Here is a 19,658-nt window from a genome sequence, read left to right on the forward strand (position 1 = left end):
TCGGTTATGCTTAAATTACTTATATACATGAATCATTGTTCAACCAAGTCCAGCTCACCATTAAATGTGTAACTTACTCCTGCTTCGGCATGAAAGGTCGTTCTCCGCTCTCCTCTGCATACAGTGTACGTTCCGGGCGTAAAAGTACGGATTGTAGCAGACGTCAGCTCACCTCCAGCCCAGACTGCATCAACTTCGGCATTGCCTTTGGCTCTTAGCCCGGTTACCTTTCCATTACGCCAAGCCTGCGGCAGTGCTGGCAATAGATGAATTTCGCCTGCGTAACTTTGCAGCAGCATTTCCGCAATGACAGCGGTTCCACCAAAATTCCCGTCAATGACGAATATATTGGTTTCTGCACCGGCAATGCCTGACTTGGAATAGGTGAACAAATTATCGAAGCACAGTCCACTAATCAGGTGCGAAACATGCTTGTAGGCCATTTCACCGTCATGCAGCCTCGCAAAACCGAGTCCAAACAGGGCAGCCGTAAATTCCACATCCTCCAGTTCCTCTTGCAGCATCCGGTTTTGCATCGTCACTCTTGCTGCCGCACTGAGCTCAGGTGTCCGCTCAGGCGTGATCTGATGACCTGGATACAGGGCGAACAGATGGGACAGATGCCGATGCTCTGGCTGTGCTTCCTCATAGTCCTCCAGCCATTCCTGCAGCTGTCCTTTCTTCCCGATCTGCAGCGGTGGCAGCTTGTCGGCAGCTTCTCTCAGTTTTTCGCCGAACTCCTGGTCCCTATCCAGTAGTTCAACCGATTTCAAGCAAAATTCAAACAGTTCACGCACCAAAATCTGATCTAATGTCGTTCCCATGGAGAGCTGGTGTACAGCACCGTCAGCTGTACCGGGATAGAAATGATTCTCCGGAGAATTGGATGGCCCCGTCACCAGCCAGTCATATTGGGGATGAATATCCATATAGTCCAGATAGAAGGCTGCGGCTTCTTTGAGCACAGGATACGCCGTATTTTCCAGAAAAGCACGGTCCTGGCTGTATTCATAATGTTCCATCAAGTGTGTGGCGAGCCACAGTCCGCCGGTAACATTCAGCCCCCATGATGTATCCCAACCAGGAAGTGTGAATCCCCAGACGTTGGAGAAGACATGTGCAACCCAGCCTTCACTGCCATATAAGTTACGGGCCGTTGACTTCCCGGCTGCTGCCAGGTCTTCGACATACCTCATGAGCGGCAAATGGCTGTCTCCCAGGTTCGTAATCTCGATCGGATAATAATTCATCTGGGTATTGATATCGAGATGATAATCACAGCTCCAGCCCATACGGCAGGCTTCTCCGTCATTCCATATTCCCTGAAGATGAAGCGGCAGCGGAGAATTGGCGCGCGAACCGGCAATGGTCAAATACCGGCCATATTGTAGAAACAGCGCAAAAAGCTGGGGATCATCCTCCCCACCTCCAGCCAGCAGGCGGATACGCTGATCTGTTGTCAGATCACTTTTGCTTGCAGTCCCAAGCTGAATGTTAACCTTGTTATATTGCTCTGTGTAGTCCTCGATATGGTACTTTCTCAAAAGGGAGTATCCATCGCCTAGTGCCTTATCAAGTGTAACGCGGCTCTCTTGTCTCCACTCCGGTCCCGTCTTGCGATAATCGGTGCTGACCGTGAAGTAAATCGAGACCTCATCCGCTCCATGGACAGTCAACTTTCCGTCTCTCCCGGTAACCGTACCGCCAGCCACAACAACCTTCACATACCCTTCGGCCGATACACCGCATTTCCCGTTGCTGTGTACATTCTCTGTAGCTTGGCTCTTGAACTCCAGTGTACTGTCGTCCAAGGTTGTACAGCGAAAGGATCCCGTGTCTCCCTCCAGGCTGAGCGAAAAGGATACGCCCCCAGAGATATCACTCCAAACCCTTGAAACAATCAGATCGTCAGCATGCGATGCAAAAACCTCACGATACATCGTTGTATCGTTATTCCTCCAGGCAGCCTTGGCCAGCGCAAGGTTCAAATCAAGCTCGCGCCGAAAACTTCCCTCGTGGGTGCTGTCAGGGCTCTGCTCGTCAAATTGAATGACAACCTGGCATAACCCCAGATTGGTACCAAAATTCTGCTTTTTCGGCTGCAAATATTGCTTCGCAAGACGATCCCCTTCATCATAATGGCCTGAATAGAAGTGTGCCCTCATCTCCTCCAGCGCCCTTTTCCCACCTGCAAGAGCTGGCTCCGGATCTGCTTGACCCGACCAGTAGGTAACCTCGCTCATGCTCCACACTTCACGATGCGGTGCAGCCATGATCACAGCTCCCATTCTTCCGTTCCCGAGCGGCAAGCCCTGGTGCCAATTCACTGCTGGAGTTGAGTACCACAATGTAAAATCGTCCATCTCACGCCCTCCTGTTCAAATGGATTATCTGAATCTATAAACGCCAAAAACAAAATAAAGCGCGCTGTCTGTGTCCAACAAAAGCGCGCATATTATTAGGTTGATGCAGACAGTCAGCTCCCTTTAACCGTCAATCTGAATATTTTGGACTCTGCTGGTTCCAGCGTTACGCTCATATGGCCAGAGGTTTCCCCTTGTCCCCCTTCCCATAGATCCTGATAACTGTACACGGTGCTGGCATCCAGTCCGGCCCGCTCCAGGGAAATGGTTCTGCGTGCAGCATTCGCAGCATCAAAATTAAAAACAGCCAGATAAAAACTCTTTTCTTCAACGGATTCCAGTACAAATACATCTGAAGCCTGCTTCCCGCAATCTCCTTCCACCGGACGGAAGGTTTGGCCCATTCGGGCAACGTTCATGATTTCCTTGTTCGCAAGCCAGTCTTTTACCCGTTCGGCAGCCTCCGCTTGGCGGAAATCATCTCCGAGCAGCAATACAGTACCTGCTATCACCGAAGCAGTCAGGCGGCTTCTTCCTTCGTGCCAACCTGTCGCTTCCTGGTTGAAGCTCTTGTACAGCACGGAATGATCCGGATCATTGTAACGGTACAGTGTATTATTCATCCACCATCCATGGGTCAGTGAGTTTAATAGGTATTCCGTATCCTGAAGCGTGCCGAAGACATCGCAGGAAATGCGGCGGCTGTGAGCGAAGGCGTACGGGAACAGCGGTGCAATGGACAGGTTGATGAAGAATGGCCGCCCAATGGCTTCCGGTGAGAGCTTTTGCTGCAAGTAAGACATGCCGTAGTGATAGGCTGCAATCCCTGTGGTGATCTCGGAGTCGTAATGCTGCCCTTCAAGTGCACCATGTGCGAGGAAGTCCAGCTTGATATACTCGAATCCTTCCGAAATGAATTTGTTCGCGAACCAGTCCATTCTCAGCAGATTTCCGGGATGTGTCGGGTCAATAGCCAAACCGCCATCAACATCCGGCAAAACCTCGCCTTCAATGTCCCTCAGCAGAATATCTCCATAGGTATACTGGCCCTCCGTCCCTTCCACGACTTGGTTAAATTGTTCCGGGCTTCCCCAGAAGGCAAATGGTGTCCAATACGTTCCTGCTCGGTGTCCATTTTGCCTTACCCGGTCCAGCGCATCTTTCATTTGTTCAGGTGTAAAGTTGTCCCAGAAGGCATCAAAGTTAATGTATAGGGTCTCTTCGTTCTGGAACCCCAGTGGCTGTACTTCCTTCTTCAGAAAATCACTGGTCGACGTATACAAGTCATAGTCCAGTTCACTCATCGCAGCAGACCAACTGTTCCAACCGACCGGAACTCCGCCCTGCCATGGCAGCGCGGCCTCAATCCAGGTGTTGGCAAGTCCGTAAGCTTCGAGGCCATCTCTATAGTCTTCGTAAAATCCGATGAATGCGAGCGGTGATTCAATGCTCTTTCCTTTCACGTAACCATGTGGCTGGGAATCGCGGGTCAGTTCACTGACAGCACCGCCGTATAGATCCAGTTCATCGATGTGCCCGCTCCGCTCGCTTTTGAACCGAATCCCTGTCTTCCATACCTTGTGAATAAGTGATCCCATAATGATTCCCCGGCGGCTGTCCGGCTCGAACACTGCGGCAGCTTCATAGCTTTCGACCTCCACTGGTGGTTTCAGAGCCGTATATCGAACCCATTTGTCGTTATCAAACGGGATACGCAGGATGGTGAGCTCTTGTTGAGTTCCCGCCCCAAGCGATACCTGTTTGGATTGAACGACCACGAAGCGATTCACCTTGATCTCTTCATCACTTTCAATTTTGCTCTGTACTAACAGAAAGGGTATAGACTCGTATACATAGAAATGCTGTTCCATCTTGGGGAGCATGGACGACTGGTGCAGGATTACCAAATGCACTCCTTTACCGAATCCTTCCCGGACAATGGCTTCCCTACTCTTCAGCTCATGTTTCTGATAGTGTTCCGTGCTATATTCCCGACCTTGCCACCGAAAGGCGCTGCGGAATTGATTAACAAGACAAGAGTGGTTGTCATTGCACGAAGCGTCTCCGTTACCAAGATTAATCTCCAGACTTACGTAGCCATTGCTCACTTGGATCCGTGTGTCATTCTGCTGTACTTCAACGGCTGTATCGTTCGTTAGCATGATATGCCTCCTCCATGTTGCATGGTTGGTTGGCAGAGCGGTCATCCCCTCCCCCAAGTCTGCCCTCATTATAAAGACTGGACAGACCGTAATCCATGCAACGATCTTCCGATCCATATCGCGATTTAACAAACTTCCTGGCAGATCTTTACTGATGACCCTCCACTGCAATACGGTACGTTTGGCCAGCTGATGTCGGAAATTTCAGTGTCGAGGCATTGATGCGGATCGTGTCCAACCGATTGCCGTTCGAAATCACGATTAGCGGGACATCACTGCGAAGTACACAATCCGTACCCAGCTTGGAGGTGATCTGTGCTTCGACGAGCTGTCCCCTATCCCACCGGATGCTAACTTCAAAACCACCTCGGGCACAAAGCCCTGCTACGCAGCCCTTCTGCCACGCATCCGGTAGCGCCGGGAGCAATTCAAGATACGACAGGTGAGACTGCACCAGCATCTCGGCAATTCCGGCAGATGCGGCGAAATTGCCGTCAATCTGAAATGGCGGATGTGCGCCAAGCAGATTGGCATATACACCGCCGTGGTTGTATTGCTCCGTTTCCCCGTCCTTAACCAGACGGAGCATGTTGGAGAGCAGGCGCAAGGAATGGTTGCCATCCCGGAACCGACTCCAGAGAGCAACACGCCATCCCAGGCTCCAGCCTGTACTCTCGTCTCCGCGGCGTTCCAGTGAAGTTCTTGCCGCTGCAAACCATTCCGGTGTTTCCTCCTCGGACAACTGCCGCCCGGGATATACGCCCACAAGGTGCGAAGTATGCCGGTGGTATATATCCTCGTCTTCGAAATCCTGCGACCACTCTTGCAGCTGACCATACTTGCCGACTTGCAGCGGCTGTAGGCGTGTCCGGACGCTCTCCAGCTCCGCCCTGAATTCCATGTCTGTTCCAAGACGTTCCGCGGCTTCAATGCAATTGGTAAACAACTCCCAGATCAGAGAAATATCCATCGTTGAACCCGAGCTGACCGCTGCTATCCCTTTCACTGTCCGAAATTTATGCTCCGGGGAAGTAGATGGGGCTGTGGTTAAATTCCCGCTGCCGTCCTCAATGAGCCAATCCAGTGCAAAGCGAGCCGCCTCCTTCATGACAGGGTAGGCAGTTGTCTTCAAATACACTTCGTCTCCGTTAAAAGCGTAATGCTCCCATAAATGCTGAGTCAGCCATACGCCTCCCATCGGCCAATACGCCCAGCTTGGATCACCATCTCCGTAATTCCCCACCGGAGCTGTATGCGCCCAAAGATCCGAGTTATGATGAGCCGTCCAGCCACGGGTACCATAGTTGACCTGTGCAGTCTCTGCACCTTTCACTGCCAGATGACCGATCATATCCAGCAGTGGCATATGGCACTCCGCCAAATTACAGACCTCAGCGGGCCAATAGTTCATCTCGGTATTAATGTTCAATGTATAATTGCTGCTCCATGGCGGACGCGTAAATGCATTCCATATTCCCTGAAGATTGGCGGCTTGCGTACCAGGGCGAGAACTTGAGATCAGCAAGTAACGTCCATAATGAAAGAGCAGCTCCACAAGTCCCGGATCTTCGGCCGCATAGGTCGTAATTCGCTTGCTGGTAGACATGCCTTCCGGAGCGAGAGGCGTACCGAGCTGGAGTTTCACCCTGTCAAACAGGGAGTGATAATCCGAGATATGGGTGTCACGCAGACTTGTATACGACTGGGCTGTTGCAACGTTCAAGCGGGTACCAGCCATGGTCGAGACATCTTTCCCTCCCCCGCTTGGTATGTTGTCATAACCATTAAAACTTGTAGCCGCACTGAAATAGAAGGTGGCAGCCGTTGCTCCCAGCAGATGTATACCTTGACCATCCACTTCTACCTGCCCATCCTCTGCAGTTACTGCCAGTTGTCCTTCAAAAACCATGCCCTTGCTGTCTCCCGGTTCACCGTATCTAATGGGATTATCGCTCGCAACATAGCTGGGGTCCACATGATCCGGAGCGTGCCCTGATAGTACAAACCGACCTTCCTTTACGTGAAGCGTGTGCCGAAGCGGGCTGTCCAGTGTGGCATGCACATTCAGTTTCCCCTTTACACTTGCGGTCAGACGCAGCACAATCACTTGATGGGGATTCGAAGCAAACATCTCACGCTGGTAGCTAACGTTGCCAACCTGGTATTCAACGCTGTGCAGTGCCTGTTCTATATCCAGCGTCCGTTTGTAAGAATGATGGATCCCTCCGTGCTCAAAGTGTAGAAGCAAATCCCCAAAGGGCAAATACGATTGCGTATAGGGTCCCTGCATCTCTCTCGTCAGTGTGTCTGCCTCCTGGTAGCGTCTCTCCTGTATCAGCTCACGGACCTTGGGCAGAACCTCCTTCGCGTTGGGATTATTACCGTCCGTAGGATAGCCAGACCACAAGGTGTCCTCGTTCAGGCCAACTTTTTCCTGCTCCACCCCACCAAAAATCATGCCACCGAGACGGCCATTACCGATGGGAAGCCCTTCGGTCCATACACTGGCGGGTTTGTCATATTGAAGTTTCATGAGCTCTCTCCCTCATTGCGTTTTGGCATTGCTACTGACTGTATTGCCTTGAATATCAACTTCAGTGCAAGCGGTGATATGGACGAAGTCTTCAATGCAGGACCGCAGATCCACTCCGCCAGCACGAACGATTTCATTCGATCTGAAGACTAATCCGGAGGTATTCTTGGCACATAAGAGCATAACGTTGCTGCACGTCTCGAATTGATTGTTCTGAATAATCACCTGCTTGTGAACGGGTACACCCTCATCCATCACTTCGTTTTCTGGCGCAAGGGAGATAACCGGGTATTCCTGGCTCCCGCATTCAATAAAACGATTGTCTCTGATGGTCACATCTTCTACCCTTCCCGACTCATACCATGACTTGGCATCCACCGCGATCAGAATAGCATTCATGTGCATCCGTTCAAACACATTGTGTGCAATCCATACTTTGCGCCGGGTCGTTACCAGAATGCCCCGAGTCGGGACCCTGGCAAAATAGTTATTCACAATCTCTACCTCAGGTGTCCAGGTGATGTTCTCAATTACATCCTGGCTGCCTATGTCTTCCGGAATCCCATGTGCCAGGATCAAAATCAACTCGCGCGCAGTCAGACGTTTAATTCCCACCACTTGGTTCGCTGCATAGGTGGTAAGAGAACCAGCACGAACAAACTCGATTTCGTCCCCTGGGTAAAATGCAGGAAGACCATACGTCTGGGGATGCATGAAACGGACTTTTACGGAGGTCTCCCCCATACGCTCGATGATACGAAGGTAGGTCCCGTGCACATTAATGGAATCATCATGCGAACCTATAAAACGGCTGTCCTCCACCACGACTTTGCCTCCACAGCTGGACAGATGAAGAAAATCGGCGAAGCCCGCAACCGTCCGTTTGGTTTCGGTACGAGGAGTCATATTCATTCCGCGAAACGTAAGATTACGACTGAATTGGCCCACAACACCAAGTCCATGCAGGAAATGCAGACCGACATTCGCGAAGGTCACCTCTGAGCATTCAGTGATAAGTACACCCACCTGATCACGAAGCCCATCCCGGTTTTGCAGGACATGACCCAGTACGACATCAGGCGAGAAATCAAAATGAAGACGAAGCAGCATCGGCTCCATTTCCTCAACATTTTTCACCTGCTCCAGCCAGTTGTCCATTCTCCATGTTGTGTTGCACAAGGGATCATAGGTCTGCATCGGCCCGTTCATAAAGCTCCAACCTTCACCGACCCAGACCAGTTGTCCGTTAAGGATCTGATACCGGGAATCAGGATGAACCCTGGCATCAAAATAGCGGCTTCCCCTGCCAACAATCGTCATCTCGGTTACCGTTGGCCGGTCATAGTCGGTACACAGATTGCATATCTCCACATTTGTGCAACCGTCCAGTACCAGCATGGTCTGCTTCCCGTGGAAAATAAACAACGAGCCGTTGCCTTCCAGTTTCAGTCCCTCCAGACCTTTCAACAGTAAGCCAATCGTCTTGGTGATATCCGGATTCTCTTCCTCACTAGCCGTATTCGAGATGTGATAAGGAGCCTGAATGGCCTCATGTGGATAAAAATGATACCTGCCCTGGGCACAGTCCAGCACCACTGGTCCGGAGATTTGGGAAGCTGCCTGAATGGCACGAATCATGGCCGACTGAGTATCCTGTTCTGTATCCGGCTGAGCCCCGTAATCGGTCAATCGTATGATCACAGGAGCAGCCTCTACACCTTGTTTCAACCGATGAATGGTTAACCACCCTTTCTTGTTGGGATCATTGAGCGAAGACTATTCTCATCATCCTTATCCTGTGGATGCAACAAAAATCAGATGCCTGATCCAACTCAGGCACCTGATTTTCGAATCTTCACCTGCTATTTGGACGCCTCGTAAGCCTTTTGCAAAATTTCGAGATAACGGTCCAGCTTCAGATTTTCCAGACCTTTAACATACGCATCCCAGTCCTTGTTCAGATCCTTGTTACCCGTGATGAATTGAAGCTGGTTCTGCTCGATGTAGTTTCGGATATTGGTTTGCAGCAAGCTTGCTTCATCAATTTCGGAAGGATCAATCCATACGGACCAGATCGGGAACAGCTCCTCTGGCTCATGTCCTTCGTACAGCAGTGTGGCATCATACAGTCTGCGCTCATAACCGTCGGAGGCATAGATATCCGTGCCTTGAACAAAGGTATCCCGATACTCCTTAGGCATATAGAAATGAGCCATTCCGCTCCATCCCGCATTGCGCGGCGCTTCTCCCTCAGCCATTGGAATTTGTTTAACCATCGGCTTGGAATCCTTGCCCAGAGCCACGTCTCCTTCTACCGGGTCGGTCCAATCGACTCCTTTCAGACCGCTTGCCCCGTTCGTTTGACCTTCGGCAGTGAACATATAGTCCACCATTTTGATTAGAGCGATCTGCGCTTCTTCACTTGCTTTGTTGGTGATGACGAATTTGGCTCCCGGAGCTACGCCGCCTCCATCATGCGTTGCATACGATATGCCTCCTGGTCCGGAAATCGGAGGTACAGGGTTATAATGGGCCGAGCGCGTATTGCCCGGATCAATGTTGACAAAGATGGCTGGGTGCATCCCTGCACCGACGCCGAGAATTTCCGCATCTGCATTTTCCCCGATTTTTTTGAAAGCTTCGGCGTTCTGCGTAAAAGCTCCTGGATCAATCAGACCCGCGTCATACAGCGACTTGATATAGGTCAACCCTTCTTTCCACTCCGACGTAATGGCTGCGGATTGTACTTTCCCTCCGACCATTTGCAGGTAGTTGCGGTCATCATCATACACAAAGGCATTCATGAGAAAAGGGATGATGCGCACGCCGAATTCCTCGATTGAACCGCTAAGAGGTACTTCATCCGCTTTGCCATTTCCGTTCGGGTCCTGTGTTTTGAATGCCTGCAGCACATTTTTGAATTCTTCCGTCGTGGTTGGCATCTCCAGATTGAGCTTTTGGAGCCACTCCGTGTTCATCCACATCTTGCTCGGATAGGAACAGTGGAAACATTCTGTATATGCCACCAGACCATAGATATTGCCATCCGGTGCAGTGTTAAGCGTTTTCAAATTTGAGTTGCTTTCCATGGCAGCTTTGATGTTCGGAGCATATTGATCAATCAGGTCGTTCAAAGGCACGAGGACGCCCTGTTTGCCATATTTCAAGAGATCGGCTTGCGAAAATTGATCGATGTAATGAGTAAGCAGGTAGGCATCGGGATAGTCACCACTCGCCAGTGAGATCTGGCGCTTCTCCTTGGCTCCGTCCGACGGATTGATCTGCCAGTTGAATTTGATGTTGAACTTGTCTTCCACGAATTTGGTGAATTGGTTGGTGGGGATATCGATCCCCGATTCCTGTACGGAAAATACACTGATGTTTACCGGACCGTTTCCTGCGGCCGGCTCTCCTGATTCAGGGCTTGACGCGTTGTCGCTTGAACATCCGCTCAGCACAATCGTAAACGCCATGAGCAGCATGAGAAGGGTTGTCAGGCTTTTCTTCAAAATGGATCACTCCCTATAGTAATTTACCGGGTAAGAAAATGATGCTCTGATTAGAACATTAGCCCTTAATGGAACCGACCAGCATTCCCTGCACGAAATGGCGCTGTACAAACGGATAGATCACCAGCACAGGCAATGTAGCCACCACAATCAAGGAATACTTTAACAGCTCGGCAAGCTGCTGTCTCTCCACCATTTTCGCCGCATCCATCGCTCCTGCACTGTTGTTCTGAATAATAATGCTGCGCAGAATCAGCTGCAATGGGAACAGATCAGCCGATTTAAGATAAATAAGTGCATCGAAATAGGCATTCCATTGTCCAACCGCATACATGAGTACCAGCACAGCGATAATGGGCTTGGATAGAGGGAGAACGATACTCCAGATAAAGCGCATGTCACTGCATCCGTCCATCTCGCTGGCTTCCAGCAATTCTTCGGGGATGGAGGATTTGAAGAACGAGCGAGCAATGATGACTTGCCAGACCCAAATGGCGTTTGGAATCAGCAGAGCCCAGCGCGTGTCGATCAGATGAAGCTGCTTCACAACCATATACGTCGGAATTAACCCGCCGCTAAAAATCATTGTAAAGGTGATGATCATCATTAAGGCATTTCGGCCAAAAAAGCTTCTGCGTGATAGCGGATAAGCGATCATGATGGTCAGCACCACACTGATAAGCGTACCCACCACCGTATAAAAGATGGAGTTGCCGTACCCTGTTAAAATCTCAGGAGTGTTGAATAATGCCCTGTAACCACTGAATGAAATATCTACGGGCCAGAGCCATACCCGGCCGGAAGTGACGGCTGCCGGGCTGCTTAACGAGCTGCTGATAATAAAAACGAGAGGATAGATAACCGCTAGTACGACGAGACTGAGCACAATATAGATGGTGATCAGGAACGCTCTGTCGGCGGCAGATTCTCTAATCCTTTTTGGTACCGTTGCTGCCACTTGAGGACCCTCCTTTCCTACCAGATACTATTGTTGGTCACTCGTTTCGCCAAACCGTTCACGGTAACCAATAAAACGAGATTAATCAGCGAGTTGAAAAGTCCAACCGCGGTCGCAAAGCTATAGTTGGCATTCAACAGGCCGATGCTGTAAACATAGGTTGCAATGATTTCAGAGTTGGCAAGGTTAAGCGGATTCTGAAGCAGATAGACCTTCTCGAAGCCGATGGCCATGACATTCCCTACATTGAGAATCAGAATAATGACAATGGTCGGCACAAGGCCTGGTAGGTCGACGTGTCTGATCTTTTGAAATCGCGAAGCTCCGTCGACCTTGGCTGCTTCATACAGCGTCGGATCAATTCCGGCGAGAGCTGCCAAATAGATCACTGCACTGTATCCCGCTGTTTGCCATATATCCGACCAGACATAGATTGATCGGAACATCCCGGGTTCGCCGAGGAAATTGACCGATTCAAGCCCGAAAAAATTCAGGGCAATGTTGGCAAAGCCAAGCCGCGGTGCCAGAAACAGCATGATAATGGATACCATGACGACCGTCGAGATGAAATAAGGTGCGAACGATACGAGCTGTACGAATTTTTTGAACTTTGTGCTCCGCACCTCATTAATCATGAGGGCTAATAGGATTGGAATCGGGAATCCTGCCAGCAGCAAATATCCACTCAATATGATCGTGTTCTTCACCAGTGTCCAAAATAACGGATTTTCGAAGAACAGACGGAAGTTTTGCAGCCCTACCCAGGGACTTCCCCAAATGCCTTTAATGACGTTATAGTCCTTAAAAGCAAGGACCGCATTAATCATCGGGTAATACTTGAAAATGAGAAAAAACAGTAAGGGCGGAATAACCAGCAGGTGCAGTTGCCAGTGCTTCCTCATTTTCTTGCGGGCATTGCTCCATAAGCTCGTTTCTTTTCTCTGTGGCAATGACCTGTGATTCACAACGACTTCCTTCTCCAGAACAACCCCCCCTGACTTAGTCTGTGATGTGCAATGATGATAGCGCTTTCTGCAAGTTGATCATAGCGGATGGGGATGTCTTCTTAACAGGTACAATTGAGCGGTAGAGCGTACAGTTATCCTTTTTTAGGGGGCACAAACCAGCGTCAGAACGGCCATTTCTCCATTTAAACCACTAGAATGCAATAAAAAGACCGCATCGTCCCCTCGGACAACACGGCCATAAGACCAGAATGATTTCATTCGTTGGGAGTCTGTCTAAATACGCTGGGAGAAATACCGTTCAATCGTTTAAAGGCGCGCCGGAAGGAATGTGAACTGTTGTACCCACTCTTGCTGCTATTTCGTCCACGGTATAATTACTATCCCTTAACAGGATCATCGCCTGATCCATTCGCACTTTGATCAGATGATCAGAAAAATTAACCCCCGTATACTCCTTGAACAGTTGGGAAATGTATTTTTCAGGCCGCTCGACGTGTTCGGCGACGCGATACAGGGTAAGCTCGGCATCCGAATACATCTCTGCGGTATATGCTTTGATCTGTTTAACGATTTGACTATGGACATCCTTCTTCTTGTTTGCAATCAGTCCACACAGCTCTTCCATAATTGCGTACAATTCAGACTTGACGGTTTCAAGCGGCTCTGAAGCCCCAATGTCAATAACCCGCCGTTTGACGTTCTCAATGGAATCGTATTCCGTAAATGCCTTTTGATCAAGCAGCTTGATAAAGGTTCCCTTCATCTCGCCAATCAGTTGATGTTTCATTTCCATGGATAACTCTCGCTGCTCCATGTTCTGAACCATGATTGCTTCAACAATCCGCTTGGCCTCCTCAAGCTCTCCGGCCCGGATCGTCGTAATCAGCCGCTGCTCCGAGTCGAGCGGATAATAATAGGTTGTATTTTCGGTCTGGGCTTCACTGCTCCATATCATGCCCCTCTCGTTCATGTAGATGGCATATTCAAGTGCCTGATTGGCTTGGTCGAAGGAAACACTGACCTCCGTCACGGACGAGAAGTGATCGCCGAATCCCGACTGGATGGTGATCCGGTATTCATTAAACACAACCTGTGCCAGATTCTCCATGGTCTGCGTAATATCTTCTACGGTACGTTGGGTGTCCGATTCCTCATCCGTGGAGAAAAATAAAGTGGCCACTTTATCTGATCCCCAATCGGTCATCAGTACATTAACTCCAAGGTCGCTCAGGGCCTGCTTCAGCAGCAGCCGAGAAGCATTCAGCTCATTCAGGACTTCAACGTTATCCATGCTGCCATAACCTTTGATCTGAACGAGACCGGCATATCCCGCTCCCTGATGCAAACGGATATCTGCCTGTTCGGCAGCCGAAAGGATTTCGTCCCGCGATTTGAACTCACCTGATATCAGGCGCTTCAGAAACGCGTCCCTTACAAGTGGCAGCTGGCGATTCAACTCTGACTCCAGCAGCTTGTTCTTGGTGATCATATCCGCGATGTTTCCACTCAGAAAATCGAACTCATTCCTGGATGTCCCGTCATCTCTCCCGAACTGTTCCTTCATCACACTAAGCAATCGATTGATCGGTGCGCTATGACGATAGGCAAGCACAAGCCCAACGACCAGTCCGATGAATAGCGTTCCTCCAGTAATGAGCATACTCATCTTCTTGATTTTGTTCGCATTTTCGAGAAGAAGGTCACGCGGTATTCCCGCCTGGTACACCCAGCCGTTTGAATCCGATTGCGTCGTGATGACCAGATCATCCTCATAGAACTGACTAACCTTGCTTGAGTCGAAATTCGGATCAGAGATCATCTTGGCCATCTCAGGTTCTCCGCTGCCCTTCAAGGCAATTGTTTTCCCTTCTGCATCGCTGATGTGAACCCAGCCGCCATATCGATCCGTCAAACTGGACAGCAGCCCTACGATCATTTTCTCATCAATAACAACGACAGCTACCGCTGGCGAGGAATTGTTGAAGCTGTCCAGAGGCAGGGACTGCATATATGTAATGACCGAAGTTTGCTGGCCTCTGCTGACATAGGAACTGAGCGGCTTGATCTGACTCCGATGCATTTGTTTTAATACTTGATTCATCCATTCCTCCAGGGATAGATCTGTATAATGAAAATCGGCATAATAATGATTCGGCCTGTAGGAGGAACCCGGGGTAAGAATTAAATTATAATTGGCTAAATAAATATAATAATTTTGCAGGAAATCATTCGTCTGTCCAAACGTCAGCACATTCTCCATGGCTCGCCATATGCCATATACATTCGTTTCGTTATCCCTTTCATTCATTAGGACGTTCAGTTCCTGATTCACGGCAAGCTGTCTGGTAAAACCTTCGACTTCAGCCATGCGCCGTTCCAATATTTCTTGGCCCTTCTCAAGCTGAGTAATCCCATTCTCAATGGAAATGGACTGCGTTACCGAGATCGAAGTCCGATAAGACATGTAGCCACCAATGCTGGGTATGACCAAAATGATGACATATGAAATGAGAAATTTCCGAAAAACACTGGAATTCCGAATGGGCAACCCCTCCCTCGCCGAGTTATTGGTAGCGCTATCATAATCACAGATTATATCATTTTTTGGCTTAGTCAAATGTTTTCTTCCTTTGCAGCAGCTCATTCGTTACTCTTCACTGATGCAGCATAGGTTTTCACAAAATTATTCATGAAGAAGGGGACCATATGGTCCCCTTCTCACTTACACTATATTTCAGCCTATTCCACCCATTGTTCTCCGCCACCTGCAGCACGCTTCGATACATGATCAACGGACGCTTCTTCAATATCTCCGAAAGCCCAATGTGAAGGTGAAACATCCTTCCACTGAGGCTGCGAAACTCCAGTAAGCGGTCCTCTTCCCAACGCCCGGTTAATGACAACAACGGCTTCCGCTCGTGTCAACTCAGCATTCGGCCGGAAGGTGCCATCCTTGTAACCCGTCAGAATTCCCAGGCCTTGAGCTTTCAGAATGGCTTCCTTAGCCCAATGACTGCCGATATCAGAGAATCCGCCACCCGCCTTGGCGGTATCCGGAGCCAGGCTCACAGCCAGACTTGCCATCTCTGCACGGGTCAATGACTGGTTCGGTTTAAATGTACCATCCTTGTAACCTTGCATCAGTCCCATCTTCGCAGCCTTGTCGATGGCTTCTGCTGCCCAATGGGAAGAATCCACATCACTGAATGTGACACCTGATGGTGCAGCATCTTTTTCGTATACTTTGGCGAGTAGGGTTGCCATCTCTGCGCGGGTGATCTTGTTATTCGGTTTAAACAGGCCGTCCTTATAACCGTTCATATACGCCTCATGCCGAGTCGTCTGATCATCCGGGTTCCCGGCAGGTTCCTCTCCCGTACCTGTTTCCGGAGCAGGATTAACCGGAGGCTGTACAACAGGAGTTGACGGTCCACCTGGATTGGAAGGTACAGCAGGCCCTGATGGATTGGTTGGATTGGTTGGATTGGTTGGATTCGTTGGCCCGCTGTCCCCAGCAGCAATCGTGAATTTCAGTTGATCCGTGAGCATGAGCTCACCGGACTTTTTAACAGCCTTCAGCGTATGCACACCACCTGTCATACCCGATATGCTGTATATCTCCTGCCCATTTTTACGTCCCTGACTGTACGTGTCCACCGTTTGCACGAGGTTTCCATCGATGTAGATCTCCACCTCACCCTGCTGTGGCCCTGTAGGAGTAATCATACTTATGCCGGTACCTTTGAAGACATACTCAAAGGAATCACCATTTACCGCCGAATAATGAACATCATTGAGGTAATCGCCGCCAAAAACAAAACGGAGGTTCAACGTGCCGAGAGGTTGCGCAGCAAGATAGGATTTTTTGAGCATCACCTTATCCCCTGATACCTCATAGTCGGTTCCCTTAACCAGCTCGTGTGACCCATTCATAATCTTCTTGAAACTTTCCGGTTCCTGTAAAAGGGTCACTTCAATATCGGCTTTCGCAGATTCAGCTTTGTCAAAAACAGCGCTCACCGGCTCTATGATATTGGGAATCTCCACCTTAAGAAAGTCAAGCAGCATGAACCGTCCCGACTTTTTCACGGCTTTAAGTGTGTGCAGTCCATCTGGCAGCCCTGAAATACTATAAACCTTTTGCTGTGCCAAACGTCCGTCACGGTAAGCACTTACCGTTTCCTTGAACTCACCATCCACGTAAATATCCATGTCACCCTGGGACGGATCGACTTCCGTAAAAAACTGAATACCGGTTCCCCTAAATTCGTACTCAAAATAATCGCCATTCTGCTCGGCGTAATGCACATCATCCTTATAGTCGCCAAATGCCCTACCTGTGCTGCGTGACCAATTGCCGCTATACTTAATTGCGGGATCGTCGTTATTAATCATGGCAAATCGGATTCCTGAAGTATCAATAACCTTAATCGCCAGCGTCTGAGGATCACCCGCCCTAAATACCACGTTTAACTTCGTTGTCCCCACGGGCAGCTGTCTGAGGTATTGTTTCTTGATCGTTAACGTGTTGTCAACGACATCATAGTCATCTTCGCCGAGATGACCCCCATCATACTCCACACCAGTTAACGTATTGCCGTTCAGGTTTAACGTGACTTTTACATCTGTCTGCTGATCCACTGCCTTGTCGAAGTCTGCAGCAGTTGGAATTATTGTACTGTTCTGCCCAACAGCCTCTTTTTCCCTGATTACCTTGAGTGCATCCAGAAGCATGTATTGGCCCGATGCCTTAACAACCTTCAGGGTGTGTGTTCCACTTGGCAGATCTGTGTTGCTGTACAATACCTGCTGAACTTCCCTTTCTCCATCGGTATACGCACTTACCAGTTCTGCCTCTCCATTATCGAGAATAATGCTCATATCTCCCTGCTCTCGATGCTTCTCTGTCAGCAGCTCGATGCCTGTGCCTGTGAACGTGTATTCAAAATAGTCGCCGTCTTTTTCCGTATAATGCACATCATCATTGAAGTCTCCGAAACTTCTGCCGGCATTCGAATTCCATGAACCTGTGTATTGTATCTCACTGTCGTCATCGTTGACGTAGACCACCTCGGTAACCGTGGCATCGTCTCCTGAAAAGGAAGGTACAGCAGCCGGTTCATCTGCCACATTGGAATCGCTTGCTGTATCCGCATTCGCTCTCTCATTGCCTGTGGAATCTTGAATCGCTATGCTCAGGTCCTGCGAACCCTCTAATTGCTCCTTGCCTCCATTTCGCTTCCAATCTCCGTTATAGCGCATACCTGTATCATCGTCATTCACAGTCGATGTTCCGCTCAGTGCCTTGACCTTTAGCATTCGTGAAGCATGAGGCTCCAATAAACCACTGCTGAATCCTTCGTTAAAGGTACCCAGTTCGGAATGGCTCCACAGGTCACGGACGGACGCCGATCCTTCCAGACCGATATCGCTCCAATTGACGTTGACCTCAGCACTCCGGTTACCCAAGTTAAACAGAGCCACACTGTACGTTCCGTCCCCGTTATTGGCATACCATACCTGCTGCTGGGTATCAATCGATACCGGATGGGCCGGACGTCCAGCCTGATTGACAGCAATCACTTCGTCATTGGTAAGAAGTTCAAGTCCATAGCTGTCCAGCCTGGTCATGTCATTCCCTGTATACAACGGCGCAGAGGAGATCGCCCAGAATGTCATGGCCGTTTTTCGCTCATCCTTGGTGAGCCCATCCATGGAACCATTGCCAACGTTTAGTGAGTCAAAATCATTCCATCCGCCAGGCCCTGCATCACGCCACCAAAGTGCGGCGATCGGAAACAGGCGTGCAATATTAGCCCACTGTGTCAGACCCACATTGCTGTCGTACGCTTCGACATCCCAGTCGATACGCCAGCCGTTGCCGTGTTTTTTCCAGAAATCCACGTAGTTGTGGTCCAGTGCCCATGAAAGCTCGAACCAGATATTATGCCTTGCCAAAGCCTTGGACCAAGCCTCCACATCTCCCCGTGCATCCCGGCTCAGATTGTTAATTCCTGATCCTGGAGTCACGCTGTCGAATTTGACAAAGTTAATACCCCACTCGCCCAGAAGATCAGCGATGGAATCAATGTACTTCTGAGCACATGGATTTGAGAAATCAATCTTGTAGGTATACGCATTCCAAGCATCCATCACGGTAAGCGGCTGATATGCAATATCCTGCATTCGGCAAGCTCCGCCCGTCCCATAAATCTCAAGGTTTTTGTTGTATGCATCAATAGATAAACCGGGAATCAAATAGATTCCGATCTTCTGACCATTGTTATGAACATAATCAATGACCTCCTGGAATCCGTTCGGGTACAGCTCTTTGTTAGGAATCGGTCTTCCGTATTCATCATTATCTCCGTTCCATCCCGCATCAATGTTGATATATTCATAGCCATGGGCCTGTAACTTCTCTCGCATGGCATCCGATTGCTTCTTGATGCTCTCCGCGGATGTCCATTTTACGGAAGGGTCATACACCTGCATACTGTAGCTGCTCCAGCCCATGTACGGTTTCTCGGCCAATGTTGTATCTGCCGCCGCTTCAACCACACGACCTTTGGTTCCTGTAAAACCAAACTGAACTGCTGCAATGATGAACACCAGAAGAGCCATCGCCATCCTTTTACCCATTCGTTTCAAATCATCCCTACCCCCTCTGAAATAGTGAAATTAAATCCATAATGGTAGCGCTTTCCTTACGAGAAAAGAATAGTGGATGTACTATTTTCAAGATAGGTACAATTCGGAATTTTGCGTACATTTCACCTTGAAAGCAGGGGTACAACAGCCATAGAACAGGCATTTCTCCATATGGCAATGGATCTGTATCTAAAGAAAATCGGAATGGATGTCCTAGGGCTTCCACAGACGTCGCAGATTAAGCAACATTGACTGGCGGCAGAAGATGTCGCCTGTTCGAAAGATGTTCTAAAGCACAGCTTTATTAAACGCAAACAGACCACCGGTATCTAAGATACCGGTGGTCTCATGATCAAAACAGTCATTCCGAAAGTCAGCGATCCGAAGTCACAAAGCAAATATCAAGCTGGCTCCTCTGGTATCGCACCCGTGTGGTCGGCAAGTTGCACTCTACCGATTGACTGTAGAAGCGAGGTCGTTTTTGTAAAAAGTGCCAAACCCCTGGTCCTTGCCC

9 protein-coding genes are annotated in these 19,658 nt (G+C 49.4%); all 9 read right to left on the reverse strand.

Annotation, left to right across the window (positions count from 1 at the left end; genetic code table 11):
- Positions 1–32: 32 nt before the first annotated feature.
- On the reverse strand, positions 33–2,363 hold the full coding sequence (locus ABGV42_RS10645; protein ID WP_347381634.1) for a glycoside hydrolase family 95 protein: 2,331 nt from the start codon (positions 2,361–2,363) through the stop codon (positions 33–35).
- Between the two features lie 113 nt (positions 2,364–2,476).
- Positions 2,477–4,525 (reverse strand): alpha-galactosidase, encoded by a 2,049-nt coding sequence (locus ABGV42_RS10650; protein WP_347381635.1) that lies wholly within the window; start codon positions 4,523–4,525, stop codon positions 2,477–2,479.
- A gap of 148 nt (positions 4,526–4,673) precedes the next feature.
- Complete coding sequence (locus tag ABGV42_RS10655; protein WP_347381636.1) at positions 4,674–7,058, reverse strand: glycoside hydrolase family 95 protein; 2,385 nt, start codon at positions 7,056–7,058, stop codon at positions 4,674–4,676.
- A gap of 12 nt (positions 7,059–7,070) precedes the next feature.
- A complete protein-coding gene (locus ABGV42_RS10660) occupies positions 7,071–8,759 on the reverse strand; it encodes a right-handed parallel beta-helix repeat-containing protein (protein WP_347381637.1) in 1,689 nt (562 codons plus the stop codon).
- Positions 8,760–8,920: 161 nt separating this feature from the next.
- The gene (locus tag ABGV42_RS10665; RefSeq protein ID WP_347381638.1) at positions 8,921–10,567 is read right to left on the reverse strand and encodes an extracellular solute-binding protein; all 1,647 of its coding nucleotides are present in this window, start codon (positions 10,565–10,567) and stop codon (positions 8,921–8,923) included.
- 58 nt (positions 10,568–10,625) lie between these two features.
- Positions 10,626–11,525 carry a carbohydrate ABC transporter permease gene (locus ABGV42_RS10670; RefSeq protein ID WP_347381639.1) on the reverse strand — a complete coding sequence of 300 codons (900 nt, stop codon included), beginning with the start codon at positions 11,523–11,525 and terminating at the stop codon, positions 10,626–10,628.
- Between the two features lie 17 nt (positions 11,526–11,542).
- A complete protein-coding gene (locus ABGV42_RS10675; protein ID WP_347383202.1) occupies positions 11,543–12,427 on the reverse strand; it encodes an ABC transporter permease in 885 nt (294 codons plus the stop codon).
- A gap of 364 nt (positions 12,428–12,791) precedes the next feature.
- The gene (locus ABGV42_RS10680) at positions 12,792–15,110 is read right to left on the reverse strand and encodes a helix-turn-helix domain-containing protein (protein ID WP_347381640.1); all 2,319 of its coding nucleotides are present in this window, start codon (positions 15,108–15,110) and stop codon (positions 12,792–12,794) included.
- A gap of 122 nt (positions 15,111–15,232) precedes the next feature.
- Positions 15,233–19,135 carry a X2-like carbohydrate binding domain-containing protein gene (locus ABGV42_RS10685; RefSeq protein WP_347383203.1) on the reverse strand — a complete coding sequence of 1,301 codons (3,903 nt, stop codon included), beginning with the start codon at positions 19,133–19,135 and terminating at the stop codon, positions 15,233–15,235.
- Positions 19,136–19,658 lie beyond the last annotated feature (523 nt).

The sequence above is a fragment of the Paenibacillus pabuli genome, from assembly GCF_039831995.1.
GTDB lineage: Bacteria > Bacillota > Bacilli > Paenibacillales > Paenibacillaceae > Paenibacillus > Paenibacillus pabuli_C.

What these genes read in the sequence shown, in the direction of transcription:
- ABGV42_RS10685 (WP_347383203.1), bottom strand. Translation starts at nt 19,135, where the DNA reads ATGGGTAAAAGGATGGCGATGGCTCTTCTGGTGTTCATCATTGCAGCA.
- ABGV42_RS10675 (WP_347383202.1), bottom strand. Translation starts at nt 12,427, where the DNA reads ATGAGGAAGCACTGGCAACTGCACCTGCTGGTTATTCCGCCCTTACTG.
- ABGV42_RS10645 (WP_347381634.1), bottom strand. Translation starts at nt 2,363, where the DNA reads ATGGACGATTTTACATTGTGGTACTCAACTCCAGCAGTGAATTGGCAC.
- ABGV42_RS10650 (WP_347381635.1), bottom strand. Translation starts at nt 4,525, where the DNA reads ATGCTAACGAACGATACAGCCGTTGAAGTACAGCAGAATGACACACGG.
- ABGV42_RS10655 (WP_347381636.1), bottom strand. Translation starts at nt 7,058, where the DNA reads ATGAAACTTCAATATGACAAACCCGCCAGTGTATGGACCGAAGGGCTT.